The organism is Thermomonospora curvata DSM 43183 (genome assembly GCF_000024385.1).
Classification (GTDB): domain Bacteria; phylum Actinomycetota; class Actinomycetes; order Streptosporangiales; family Streptosporangiaceae; genus Thermomonospora; species Thermomonospora curvata.
Genome location: NC_013510.1, coordinates 2116110 through 2128139, shown reverse-complemented (window position 1 = coordinate 2128139; position 12030 = coordinate 2116110). Strand labels below are relative to the sequence as shown.

Below are 12030 nucleotides of genomic sequence, written 5' to 3'. Positions count from 1 at the left end.
CGGCATTATCGGGGGCCGCCTGGCCCATCGCCGTCCGGTTCCTCCGTCAGGCGGCGACGACTCCGTCCGCGGCGGGCTCCAGCGCCAGCTCCAGCACCTCGCGCACGTCGGTGACGGTGAAGACCGTCAGCGACCGCAGCACCTCGGCCGGCACGTCGTCCAGGTCGGGCTCGTTGCGCTTGGGGATCAGCACGGTGGTGATCCCGGCCCGGTGCGCGGCCAGCAGCTTCTGCTTGACCCCGCCGATGGGCAGCACCCGCCCGGTCAGCGACACCTCCCCGGTCATCGCCACGTCCGCGCGGGCCGGCCGTCCCGACAGCAGCGAGGCCAGCGCGGTGACCATGGTGATGCCCGCGCTCGGCCCGTCCTTGGGCACCGCCCCGGCGGGCACGTGGATGTGCACGCCGCGGTCGGCCAGGTCGCCGACCGGCAGGCCCAGTTCGGCGCCGCGGGAGCGCAGGTAGCTGAGGGCGATGCGGGCCGATTCCTTCATCACGTCGCCGAGCTGGCCGGTGAGCGTCACCCCGACCTCGCCGGTCTGCCGGTCGGCCAGCGACGCCTCGACATACAGCACGTCCCCGCCGGCGCCGGTCACCGCCAGGCCGGTCGCCACGCCCGGCACCCCGGTGCGCCGCTCGGCCGGGCTGAGCAGGCTCTCGGGGGTGTGGCGGGGCCGGCCCAGGTAGTCCTTCAGGTCCGCGGCGTCCACTCGCGCCGGCAGCGCCGAGGGGTCCAGCGCCGCCTTGGCGGTGAGCTTGCGCAGGATCCGGGCGATCGACCGCTCCAGCGCGCGCACCCCGGCCTCGCGGGTGTACTCGGCGGCCAGCGCCCGCAGCGCCTGCTCGGTGAAGGTCACCTCCTGCGGCTCCAGGCCCGCCTTCTCCAGCTGGCGCGGCAGCAGGTGGTCGCGGGCGATGGTGACCTTCTCCTCCTCGGTGTAGCCGTCCAGGGTCACCACCTCCATGCGGTCCAGCAGCGGGCCGGGAATGGCCTCCAGGACGTTGGCGGTGGCCAGGAACAGCACGTCCGACAGGTCGAGCTCGACCTCCAGGTAGTGGTCGCGGAAGGTGTGGTTCTGCGCCGGGTCCAGCACCTCCAGCAGCGCGGCGGCCGGGTCGCCCCGGTAGTCGGAGCCGACCTTGTCGATCTCGTCCAGCAGCACCACCGGGTTCATCGAGCCGGCCTCGCGGATGGCCCGCACGATCCGGCCGGGCAGCGCGCCGACGTAGGTGCGGCGGTGGCCGCGGATCTCGGCCTCGTCGCGGACGCCGCCGAGCGCCACGCGCACGAACTTGCGGCCCATGGCGCGGGCCACCGACTCCCCCAGCGAGGTCTTGCCGACGCCGGGCGGGCCGACCAGGGCGAGCACCGCGCCCGAGCGGCGTCCGCCGACGACGCCCAATCCGCGGTCGGCGCGGCGCTTGCGGACCGCCAGGTACTCGATGATGCGGTCCTTGACCTCCTCCAGGCCCGCGTGGTCGGCGTCCAGCACCGCCCGTGCCCCGGCGATGTCGTAGGAGTCCTCGGTGCGCTCGTTCCAGGGCATGTCCAAGATCGTGTCCAGCCAGGTGCGGATCCAGCCGCTCTCGGGCGAGGAGTCGCCGGCCCGCTCCAGCCGGCCGACCTCCTTGAGGGCGGCCTGGCGCACCTTCTCGGGCAGGTTCGCCGCCTCGATGCGGGCGCGGTAGTCCTCCTCCTCGCCGGCCGGGTCGCCGTTCAGCTCGGCCAGTTCCTTGCGGACGGCCTCCAGCTGCCGGCGCAGCAGGAACTCCCGCTGCTGCTTTTCCATGCCCTCCTGGACGTCTTTTCGGATGGACTCGGCCACGTCCATCTCGGCCAGGTGCTCGCGGGCCCAGCCGATCACCATCTCCAGCCGTTCGGCCACGTCCGGGGTCTCCAGCAGCCGGACCTTCTGCTCGGCCGACAGGTAGGGGGCGTAGCCGGCGTTGTCGGCCAGGGCGGAGGGGTCCTCGATCCGCTGGACGATGTCCACGACCTGCCAGGCGCCGCGCTTTTGCAGGATGGCGCCGACCAGGCCCTTGTACTCCCTGGCCAGCTCCGGCACGCGCGGGCCGGCGGGGGGCACGGCGATCTCGGTGCCCTCCACCCACAGCGCGGCGCCGGGGCCGGTGGTTCCGGTGCCGATGCGGACGCGGGTCACCCCGCGCACCACGGCGCCGGGTCCGCCGCCGGGCAGCCGGCCCTCCTGTTCGATCACGCCGAGCGTGCCGACGGCGGCGTACTGGCCGTTCAGGCGGGGCACCAGCAGCACCCGGGGCTTGGCGGCGGACCGGATGCCGGGGCCGCGGGCGCGCTCGGCGGCGCGGGCGGCCTCGACGGCGGCGCGGATCTCGCCGTCCGACAGATCCAGCGGCACCACCATCCCGGGGAGCACGACCTCCCCGTCCAGGGGCAGCACCGGCAGCGTCAGGGTCTCGCTCATGCTCAGCTCTCCATCGTCCGAGGACTCAACCGAAAGTTGAGTCACTCACACTCAAGAAAACGGAGCCGAGTTTTGTTTCCGCGGCACCGTTCGCCCTCGGCGATCAAGGACGTGCGAAACACGAAACGTTCCGGACCTTCCCGGAAACTTTGCCGGCCGGTGTTTACGCGGCCATGACTCCCGGGTACCAACAGCAACGAGAAGATGACGCAACGTGATGAGCGAGTCCTTGCGCAGGCAAAGGACGGTTCATCACCCGACCGACGAGGAGGGCTGGATGCTATGGACGGCACGAGCTGAGGCCGGCCCTCCGGCGGCCGCCTCCCCGGTTCCTCCGTCCCGGGCGGCCGCCTCCGGACGGCCGAGGATGCTCCCGGCCGGGCGCTCCCCCGCACTCCGCACCCGTCGGCGCGCCGAGGCCCCCGGCGCGCGTTCGGCGCGGCATGCGCACCACCGGCGCCCACCGGCGACACACCTCGGATCCTCGGCCGTCCGTCCTCCATCCGCTCTTCCCCGGCGTTCCCGCCGGCGCCGCCGGTGCCGGGGGGCCGGACGCCGGCGCCGTACGCCCCCGCGGCACCGGCGTCCGGCCCCATCCGCACCGCACCCGGCGGGCAGATCCCGCGGTGCGCCGCAGACCTCGGGGTGGCGTCTTCGGCCCGGCACGCCACCCCGAGCCCCAAGCCCGGGTCATGCTCCACCGCACCGTCATGGGGGGGAGGTGATCGACTGACTCATCCGATGCGCCCTTGACCGGCGCGGTGGACCGGCCGCCGATCGGCCGGCCCGCCTAGCGATCACTTCGACCGTTGCGACCCCCGGCCCGCGGAGACCTCCGTCTCCGCGGGTCCGCGCATTTTCGGCGCCCGCCGCCGGGCCGCACCGGCACCGCAGCCCAGGCCTCCGCTCACCGCACGCGGCGCCAGTACCGGCCGACCAGGTCCCGGCCGAAGCCGTGGTGCGGCTCCCCGGACTCCAGCGTGAAACCGGCCCGCCGGCAGATCCGCCGGGCCACGGTGAGGCGGTCGTTGGCCCACAGCACGATCTCCCGGCAGCCCGCCCCGGCGACGAACCGCAGGCACTCGTCCACCAGGCGCCCCCTGATGCTCATCCCGCGGGCGGACGGCCCGACCAGCAGCCGCTGCCCCGTCGTCTCGTCCCGGCGGACGCAAAAGACGCAGCCCACCGGCTCGCCCTCCAGGCCGGCGATCCACGCCGCCTCGCGCCCGGGATCGTGATCTGCGGCGAAGCCGGCCACGATCCGGGCCACCAGTGCCTTGTAGGTGTGCTCCCAGCCGTATTCACGGTGGTAGAGGACGGCGTTACATTCCACCAGCCAGCCCAGTCCGCCGGGACGCAGCGGGCGCAGCACGACCTCGAGCCGCTCGACCGGATCCCCCGGCCGGGCCTGCACGGTCCGCATCGCGGCGATCAACCGGGAACAACGCTCGTCCGGCAACAGGGCCAGCAGCACCACAACATCCTGGTCGGACCGCCCACCGAGCATGGCGTGCACCTTGCGGCCTGCGGGGTGAGGCGGACGACCTGACGGCGGGGCGTCGGTCTCCGCGCGTTCCCGGGTATCAGCCCGTCGGTGTCGAAACGGGCCAGGATCCGGCCCAGGCAGCCGGGGTCCAGGCCCGGCTCCCGGCGCAACGCGGCCGTTTCGGTGGGCCTCCCGCTGCGCCGGCTCGAAGATCACCCGGGCCTCGGTGAGGGAGTAGGGGGTGCGCACCGGCTCTTTCGCCCAGCGCCCCCATGACAGCGGTGTAGAAGCGGTTGAAACGGCGGACGGCGGCGGGAACGACCATGACGCCCTTCGGAGCAATCTTCGACTGAGTCAACGATTGCTCCGGCAGGGCCGGCCGGTCGAGCGTCGCGGTCGCTTCGGCGGCGGGGAGGGCCGCCGGATCAGGTGCCGGGCAGCAGGGCGCGGGCCTCGCGGACGATCTTGCGTTCCACGAAGAAGGCCAGGAAGGGCACCAGCCCCCCGGAGACCATGATCAGGAACTGCTTGAGCGGCCAGCCCGCCCGCCGGTGCAGGTCGAAGGCGAAGGCCAGGTAGACGATGTAGAGCGCGCCGTGGATCGGCGAGATGATCCCCGAGGGGGTGGGGTTCCCGCCGATGTAGCGGATCGGCATGCCCACGAAGACGACCATCAGCAGCATCACGCCCACGGCGAAGGCCAGGATGCGGTACCGGTTGATCGCCGCTTCCACAGTTCACTCCTTGATCTCGAAAGGCCCGCGGCATGGCGATGCCATGGCCGGGGCCGATGTCCAGGCGGCCGGTGTCAGCCGCGCCGCTTTGACTGGGAGTTGAGGCGGGCCAGATAGCGGTTGTAGGCCGCCAGCTCCTCGTCCTCTTCCTCCTGCTGCCGGATGATCTCGCTTTTGGCCGGCGGCTCGGGGGGCTGCAGGGGCGGCTGGGGCTTGGGCTTGCCGTCGTCGTTGAGCTCGTCGCGGATCATCTTGACCCACATGACGACCACGAAGATCGCAAAGATCGGCCACTCGAAGACATAGGCCCAGCTACGGTCGTTGCCGGCCTGCGCCCGGCTCAGCTGCCACCACCCGAAGAACAGGAACGCGCTGAAGAGGGCTATGGCCAGCGCGTGCAGCCCGAGCCATCCGGGGGTGAAAAACCGTCGCACACCTTGAGAGTACCCCTCACCCGGCATGGTCCCGCCCCTCACCCGCGCCTATGGGCGGTTGACGCCGCTCCCGTCCCTTGCACGGGCACGGGCGCGGCCTGCGTTCGCCGGGCCTTTGCGGGCCGCGGCGCGGAAGGTCACCGGTGGGCGTGTTCCCGGACGGCCTGGACGTCCCGCTTCATCGACTCCATGGTGCGCACGGGCGTGGGCGGAGTGGCCTTGCGGGCCTGGGACCGCCCCAGCAGAGCCAAGATCGCGGCAACCGCCAGCAGCACCACCGCCACGATCAGCGCCGCGACCCAGGCGGGCATCGCCAGGGCCAGCAGCAGGACGATCGCGGCCAGCAGCACGCCGACGCCGTACAGCGCCACGAGCGCCGCGGCGGCGAGCATCCCGGCGCCGCGGCCGGCGCGCTTGCCCTTTTCCACCAGTTCGCTGCGGGCCATCCGCAACTCTTGCCTGACCAGCTCGCGGGTCTGCTCCGACAGCAGCCTGAGCAGCTCGGCGGTCGAACGCTCCTTGAGCGGCCCGGCGGCCGTTTCGTGCTCCACCAGTTTCGTCGCCACGGTCGCCACACCTCCTTGCGATCCCCGGCGGGATCCGCGCCGTGGCATACCCCGCAAGCCGGGATTATGCGCATTCACCGCCGGCAGGCCGCCGTTCGCGGGCCGGTAGGGCGCACCGCGCCGATGCTGAGCGCCCCGGGGATCGGCAGGGCCCGGCCTGAACGGTCAGCGGACTGGACGGCTCTGCCCGCCTTTCCGCGCGGGCCGTCCAGCCCGCCGCCGAAGGGCCAGGTTCGGCAGACCTTTTTCAACGCGACGTTCCCGCAAGTGGGGGCGGAAGCTTCGGGGCAGGGACGATGCCGCGACCGGCAAGTCACGGCCTCGGGCGCCGTCCGGGCTCCCGTCCCCGGTGCCCAAGACCACGTGCTGAAAGGTTCAGTAGGTCACACCGGTGAGCTTTTCGGAGACCTCCCACAGCCGCCGGGCGACGTCCTGGCGGTCGGCCGCCGGGGGCGTGCGCACCTGCGTGGGCAGTCCCCGCTGCTGCAGGAAGCGGGGGCCATAGCAGGCTCCGCCGCGCACATCCGGTGCGGTGGCGGCATACAGCGACGGCAGGGCGCCGTCGGCGTCGCTTTGGGCGAACAGGCCGTTGGCCGCCTTCATGAGGCGTTCGGTGAACCGTTCGCCGGCCATGCGCGGCCCCACCAGCTGCAGGTTGGTGGCCGCATAACCGGGGTGGGCGGCCACGCTGGTCACCTCGGCCACCCGCCGGTCCAGCTCCTTGGCGAACAGCAGATTGGCGAGCTTGGACTGGCCGTAGGCCCGCCAGCGCCCGTAGCGCCGCTCGCCCTGCAGGTCGTCGAAATCGATGCGGCCCGCCCAGGCCAGCATGCTGGTCACCGTGACCACCCGGGGCGCCGGCGCGGCCCGCAGCGCCGGCAGCAGCAGGCCGGTGAGCGCGAAGTGGCCCAGGTGGTTGGTGCCGAACTGCATCTCAAAGCCGTCGGCGGTCCGCCGCCGCGGGATCGCCATCACCCCGGCGTTGTTGACCAGGATGTCCAGCCGCTGCCCGCCCTGGTCGTCGGCGAAGGCCCGCACCGAGGCCAGATCCGCCAGATCCAGCGAGGCCAGCGCGACATCGGCGTCCGGCAAGGCGGTGCGGATGCGCTCCAGCGCGGCGCCGCCGCGTTCGGCGCTGCGGCAGGCCAGCACCACCGACGCGCCGTGGCGGGCCAGCTCCAGGGCGGTGTGGTAGCCGATCCCGCTGTTGGCGCCGGTGACGATGGCGCGCCGTCCGGTCAGGTCGGGGATGTCACAGGCCCGCCAGCCGCCCTTGAACATCGGTTCCCTCCCTCTGCGAGATCACCACGGCCGGGCGGTCCGTCCCGCGTCGGCCTGGGCGGACGGGCGCAGCCGTCCGCGCGGAGCGGTGATCAGCGGGGCAGGGCCCGTTCGATCGCCGCCACCAGCTGCTCATCGTCCGGCTCGGTCTGCGGGGCGAAGCGCGCCAGCACCGAGCCGTCCGGGCCGATCAGGAACTTCTCGAAGTTCCAGCGGATGTCGCCGGTGTAGCCGGTGGCGTCGGGGACATCCACCAGCTCCCGGTACAGTGGGTGCCTGCCCTCCCCGTTGACCTCGATCTTCTCGGTCAGGGGGAAGGTGACGCCGTAGTTGACCGAGCAGAACTCGGCGATCTCCTCATGGGTGCCGGGCTCCTGCTCCAGGAACTGGTTGCAGGGAACTCCCAGCACGGTGAAGCCGCGTTCGGCGTACCGCTCGTGCAGCTCCTGCAACCCCTTGTACTGCGGGGTCAGGCCGCATCTGGAGGCGACATTGACCACCAGCATGGCCTTGCCGCGGTACTGGGCGAGGTCGGCCGGGCCGCCCCGCAGGTCCTGGATCTCAACGTCGTAGACCGACATGGCCCCGATCCTAGAAGATCGCCGACCACGCGCACAGACCCGCGTCGGGCCCGACGCGGGTCGCGTGGCGGTCCCCTCGGTCAGGTGCCGATGCCGGTGATGAACTGCTTCAGCGCGTCGCCGGCGTCACCGAGGTTCTCGAAGGTGCTGTTGACCACATCGGCCGCACCTTGGGGGTCTGTCCACAGAAAGAAGATGACAAAGGCTATCGCCGCGTAGCGAAGGTGCTTCTTGTTCATCCCGTCGCCCGTCCCTCATGTAGCACAGTGGCACAACCGACTCATGCAGGTGTGCCCGTCTGCATGCGCTCGCAAAGAGACTGTAAGGCTTTCCTGTCCGGAGGGGTACGCGGTCGGGGGTCGAGTCGTGACTTACTTGCAGGTCAGTCCCGGACGATGAAATGGGCCACATCCAGCACAGAAGACAGATCCGGTCACAGCGGCCCGCTTGCGGCGACGAAACAGCCCCGTACCCGCCTGCCACGGGTACGGGGCCGACGTTTTCCGGAGGCGATCAGGGGAGCGCGCTGACGAAGACCGACAACGACTCGGCGGCATGCCCGAGTCCGCCCATCGCGTTCGACACCAGCTCGGCCGCCCCGTACGGGCTGGTGATCACGTACCAGAACACGAAGGCCAGCACTAACAGCTTGATCCACTTCTTGTTCATAGGACCCCCACTCTCGGTACGCATATAATTACGCACCGCTGTGAGCGTGGTGGGGCGACAGCCGCCAAGAAGCGGCAAAGATCGCCGATGCCGTCGGCTGCTCAACGTCGCTGTTTCGTCAGATAGTCCAGGTAGACGGGGCGCAGCGCCTCGGCCAGCGCACCTTCCCCGGCGTGCAGGAACTCGTTGATCAGCGCCGACACGTGCAGGATGTCCGCGGTGCCCTGCTCCGGGCGGCCGATCGCGGCCTCCGCGGCGGGGATGTCGTGCAGCAGCCGCCACAGAAAGCCCAGGTCGCCGCGCGCCAGCGCGAGGCGCATCGCCGCATCGTGCAGTTCCTTGGTCGGCAACCGGTCGAGTTCGGCGCGGTCCGGACGGTCAGCGGCCTGCTCCATGTCGCAGGTCTAACCGGCTGGGCGTCCGCCAACCGTCCCACCGCGGGAACGGCCGGCGGACGCGCCCTCACTTGTCCAGGACGCTGTCGGGAACCGGCTTGTCCTCCCGGAGGGCCGCAAAGAGCGCCTCGGACCTGGCGGTGTCCCACCTGACATACGAGCCGACTCCGGGGGCGGAGCCGAAGCCGCTGATGGGGACCGTGGCGGTGACCCCGTCGCCGCCGCTGACGCCGCGCATCGCCCACATCAGCCGGACCAGGTCCACCAGGTGGTCGCCTTCGTCCACGGTGAAGTTGGCCGCGGAGTTGAGCGCCAGGGGGACGCCGCGGAAGGGGTTGAGCATCACGCCGGGGCTGGTGGCCTTCTTCATCAGCGCGGCGAAGAACTTGCGCTGGTTCTCCACCCGTTCCAGGTCGCCGTTGGCGAAGTTGCGGGTGCGCACGAAGCCCAGCGCCTGGCCGCCGTCGAGGGTCTGGCAGCCGGCCTTCAGGTCCAGCCCGGCCTTGGGGTCCTTGAGGGGCTTTTCGACGCAGATGTCCACGCCGCCCACCGCGTCCACCACGCCCACGAACCCGCCGAAGCCGATCTCGGCGTAGTGGTCGATGCGCACCCCGGTGGCCTTCTCCACCGTCTGCACCAGCAGCTTGGGGCCGCCGAAGGCGAACGCGGCGTTCAGCTTGTTGCGGCCGTGCCCGGGGATCTCCACATAGGAGTCACGGGGCAGGCTGAGCAGGGTGGTGCCGCCGGAGCCGTAGTGCAGCAGCATCATCGAGTCGGTGCGCCGCCCGCTGGCGTTGCCGGTGGCGTACTCCTTGCGCTGCTCCTTGGTCAGCCCTTCCCGGCTGTCGGAGCCCACCACCAGCCAGTTGGTGCCGGGGGTGTCGGCGGGACGGCCCGGGTAGTCGGCCAAGACGGCCTCGCGCTGCAGCTTGGAGTCCAGGTAGAAGTAGCCGCCGACGAGCACCACCAGCAGCAGCGCCACCAGCGCGGCCAGCACCCGGGACCGGCGCCTGCGCCGCGGCCCGGCGCCGCGCAGACCGCGGGCGGCCCGGCGCGAGGGCCGTTCCGCATGGCCGTAGGGGTCGTTGTAGCCGCCGTAGGGATCGTGGCCCCCATACCCCGGGGACGCCGCATACGGGTCGGGAACCGGCTCCTGGTAGGCGCCCTGGGGAGCGCCGTAGGCGCCATAGGCGTCATAGGCCGCCGCCTGCTGCGGGGGCAACCGCTCGGTCGGCGGGTCCGTCCGCTGCTCCCGCCCCTGTCGTGTCCAGCCTTCCGGCCACCCGTCGGTCATGGCGTCAAGATATTCAAAACGGGAGGTTTCCGTGTCCTTCTCGCGCATGATGTCAAGCCGTCTCCTCCCGGTGCGATATGTGACACCCGCCACCATCTCTCCCTTGCAGAGCGGCAGACTGCTTGTGGGCGGCGTGGGTGAAGCGAGGGGGCCGGATGCGCGTGCGGTGGTTTCGATGGCCGGGACGGCTGCTGCGGGGGCGGCGCTCCCCCGATGAGTCCCCCGGCACGTCCCCCGGCAAAGACGCCTCGTCCGGCCCGGCCCTCCCCGAGCTCAAGGAGCTGAAGTGGTACGCGCGCACCGGTGAGCTCGCCGAGACCGGCCTGCGCACCATGGCCCGGCGGCTGCCGGTGCTGGTGGGACAGGCGCTGCGGCTGGCCTGGCGGGCCGGCCCTCTCGACACGGCGGTGACCATCGCCTGCAACCTGGCCGCCGGGTTCTTCACCGCGTTCGGGCTGCTGGCCACCACCGGGGTGCTCACCGCGCTGCTGGCGGCCGGGCCGACGCCGCAGCGGGTGCGGGCGGCGCTGCCCTCGCTGGCCCTGGTGGGCCTGGCGGTCATGCTGCGGGCGGGTTTCCAGGCGCTCGCCGGATGGTCGCAGGCCAGGCTGCAGCCCAAGGTCACCCGCATCGTGGAGATGCGGCTGTATGAGCTGACCTCGGCGGTGGAGCTGGCCGCCCTGGACGATGCGGATTTCCTGGACGAGCTGCAGCGGGCCGACTCCCGCGGCACGGCGGCGGCCTCCGGGGTGGTGGAGAGCACCGTGGACCTGCTGACCGGGGCGGTCGGGCTGCTGGCCGCCGCGAGCGCCCTGGGCGTGCTGCATCCGCTGCTGCTGCCGTTGCTGCTGCTGACCGCCGTCCCAGAAGGCTGGGCGTCGGTGCGGTCGGCCCGGATGCGGTACCTGACCGTGCTGCGGCTGGTGGGCGCGGCCCGCCGCAAGTGGATCCTGTCGGACCTGATGGTCGACCGCCGGCACGCCCCCGAGGTCCGCTCGTTCACCATGCGGGAGTTCCTGCTGCGGGAGTACGACCGGGTCGCCGCCTACCAGCGCGACACCGAGCTGGAGCTGGCCCGCCGGCAGATGCTCGCCCGCGTGCTCGGCGACGCCCTGGAAGGGCTGGCGGTCGCGGGCGTGTACGTGGTGCTGGGCGTGCTGCTATGGCAGGGGATGGTGCCGCTGGCGGTGGCCGGCGCCGCGGTGCTGGCCATCCGCACCGGGCAGGGCGCGCTGGGCAACTTGGTCTACGCGGTCAACCACTGCTACGAGGAAGGGCTGTACTTCAGCGACTACATCACCTTCTGCGAGAAGGCCGAACGCCGCATCCCGGCGCCGCCGCGCCCCGTCCGCGCGGTACCGGTGCCGTTCCAGAAGATCACCGTCGAGAACGTCGTCTTCACCTACCCCAAGGCCGAACGGCCCTCGCTGTGCGGCGTCTCGATCGAGCTGCGCCGGGGCGAGGTGGTGGCGCTGGTCGGGGAGAACGGCTCGGGCAAGTCCACCCTGGCCAAGCTGGTGGCCGGGCTCTATACGCCCGATGAGGGACGGGTGTGCTGGGACGGCGTTCCCCTGCAGGAGACAGACCCGGAGCAGGTGCGCGAGCACATCGCGGTCATCGCCCAGGACTACACGCACTGGCCGATGACCGCCCGGCAGAACATCGCCATGGGCCGGCTGCCCGACCGGGTGGACGGGGGTGAGCACCCGGCGCTGCTGGCGGCGGCCCGCGCCGCGGGCGCCGACGAGGTGATCGACGGCCTGGAGGACGGCTACGACACGCTGCTGGACCGCCGGTTCAAGGGCGGCGCGGAACTGTCGGGCGGCCAGTGGCAGCGCCTGGCGGTGGCGCGCGGTTTCTTCCGGGACGCACCGCTGCTGATCTGCGACGAGCCGACCGCCGCCATGGACGCCCGCGCCGAGCACGCGTTGTTCGAACGGATCCGCGCCCACGCCGACGGCCGCACCGTGCTGCTGATCACCCACCGGCTGGCCAGCGTGCGCCACGCCGACCGCATCTACGTGCTGGAGCACGGCAGGGTCATCGAGGAGGGCGACCATGAGTCCCTCATGGCCCTCGGCGGGCTGTACGCCGACCTGTACGCCCTGCAGGCGTCGGCCTACCGGGTCTCCCCCACCGGCTGACCT

Annotated in this window: 12 protein-coding genes; 1 reads left to right on the top strand and 11 read right to left on the bottom strand. The window is 71.8% G+C overall.

The window, feature by feature from the left end; genetic code table 11:
- Window positions 1-46: 46 nt before the first annotated feature.
- From lon to TCUR_RS08940, 11 genes are all read right to left on the bottom strand, one after another.
- Entirely contained in the window at window positions 47-2443 is a 2397-nt protein-coding gene (gene lon / locus TCUR_RS08980; protein ID WP_012852175.1) for an endopeptidase La, read from the bottom strand.
- Window positions 2444-3350: 907 nt separating this feature from the next.
- Complete coding sequence (locus TCUR_RS27500; RefSeq protein ID WP_245537017.1) at window positions 3351-3950, bottom strand: GNAT family N-acetyltransferase; 600 nt, start codon at window positions 3948-3950, stop codon at window positions 3351-3353.
- Between the two features lie 404 nt (window positions 3951-4354).
- A complete protein-coding gene (locus TCUR_RS08970) occupies window positions 4355-4663 on the bottom strand; it encodes a DUF3817 domain-containing protein (protein ID WP_012852174.1) in 309 nt (102 codons plus the stop codon).
- 74 nt (window positions 4664-4737) lie between these two features.
- Window positions 4738-5097 (bottom strand): hypothetical protein, encoded by a 360-nt coding sequence (locus tag TCUR_RS08965; protein WP_041439446.1) that lies wholly within the window; start codon window positions 5095-5097, stop codon window positions 4738-4740.
- A 137-nt stretch (window positions 5098-5234) separates the two neighbouring features.
- Window positions 5235-5663, bottom strand: a complete 429-nt coding sequence (locus TCUR_RS08960; RefSeq protein WP_012852172.1) for a phage holin family protein — start codon at window positions 5661-5663, stop codon at window positions 5235-5237.
- A gap of 375 nt (window positions 5664-6038) precedes the next feature.
- Entirely contained in the window at window positions 6039-6944 is a 906-nt protein-coding gene (locus TCUR_RS08955; RefSeq protein ID WP_012852171.1) for an oxidoreductase, read from the bottom strand.
- A gap of 92 nt (window positions 6945-7036) precedes the next feature.
- On the bottom strand, window positions 7037-7525 hold the full coding sequence (locus tag TCUR_RS08950; protein ID WP_012852170.1) for a glutathione peroxidase: 489 nt from the start codon (window positions 7523-7525) through the stop codon (window positions 7037-7039).
- Window positions 7526-7605: 80 nt separating this feature from the next.
- A complete protein-coding gene (locus TCUR_RS26995) occupies window positions 7606-7764 on the bottom strand; it encodes a hypothetical protein (protein WP_012852169.1) in 159 nt (52 codons plus the stop codon).
- Between the two features lie 274 nt (window positions 7765-8038).
- Entirely contained in the window at window positions 8039-8194 is a 156-nt protein-coding gene (locus TCUR_RS26990) for a hypothetical protein (protein WP_012852168.1), read from the bottom strand.
- 101 nt (window positions 8195-8295) lie between these two features.
- The gene (locus TCUR_RS08945) at window positions 8296-8589 is read right to left on the bottom strand and encodes a hypothetical protein (RefSeq protein ID WP_012852167.1); all 294 of its coding nucleotides are present in this window, start codon (window positions 8587-8589) and stop codon (window positions 8296-8298) included.
- 67 nt (window positions 8590-8656) lie between these two features.
- Window positions 8657-9883 carry an LCP family protein gene (locus TCUR_RS08940; RefSeq protein WP_148232965.1) on the bottom strand — a complete coding sequence of 409 codons (1227 nt, stop codon included), beginning with the start codon at window positions 9881-9883 and terminating at the stop codon, window positions 8657-8659.
- 155 nt (window positions 9884-10038) lie between these two features.
- Here TCUR_RS08940 and TCUR_RS08935 point away from each other — a divergent pair, with 155 nt between their 5' ends.
- Window positions 10039-12027 (top strand): ABC transporter ATP-binding protein, encoded by a 1989-nt coding sequence (locus TCUR_RS08935; protein ID WP_012852165.1) that lies wholly within the window; start codon window positions 10039-10041, stop codon window positions 12025-12027.
- Window positions 12028-12030: the final 3 nt, after the last annotated feature.

Bases quoted from the DNA above. Each gene is read 5' to 3' on its own strand.
- lon (WP_012852175.1), bottom strand. From the start codon at position 2,443: ATGAGCGAGACCCTGACGCTGCCGGTGCTGCCCCTGGACGGGGAGGTC.
- TCUR_RS27500 (WP_245537017.1), bottom strand. From the start codon at position 3,950: ATGCTCGGTGGGCGGTCCGACCAGGATGTTGTGGTGCTGCTGGCCCTG.
- TCUR_RS08955 (WP_012852171.1), bottom strand. From the start codon at position 6,944: ATGTTCAAGGGCGGCTGGCGGGCCTGTGACATCCCCGACCTGACCGGA.
- TCUR_RS08950 (WP_012852170.1), bottom strand. From the start codon at position 7,525: ATGTCGGTCTACGACGTTGAGATCCAGGACCTGCGGGGCGGCCCGGCC.
- TCUR_RS26995 (WP_012852169.1), bottom strand. From the start codon at position 7,764: ATGAACAAGAAGCACCTTCGCTACGCGGCGATAGCCTTTGTCATCTTC.
- TCUR_RS26990 (WP_012852168.1), bottom strand. From the start codon at position 8,194: ATGAACAAGAAGTGGATCAAGCTGTTAGTGCTGGCCTTCGTGTTCTGG.
- TCUR_RS08945 (WP_012852167.1), bottom strand. From the start codon at position 8,589: ATGGAGCAGGCCGCTGACCGTCCGGACCGCGCCGAACTCGACCGGTTG.
- TCUR_RS08940 (WP_148232965.1), bottom strand. From the start codon at position 9,883: ATGACCGACGGGTGGCCGGAAGGCTGGACACGACAGGGGCGGGAGCAG.
- TCUR_RS08935 (WP_012852165.1), top strand. From the start codon at position 10,039: ATGCGCGTGCGGTGGTTTCGATGGCCGGGACGGCTGCTGCGGGGGCGG.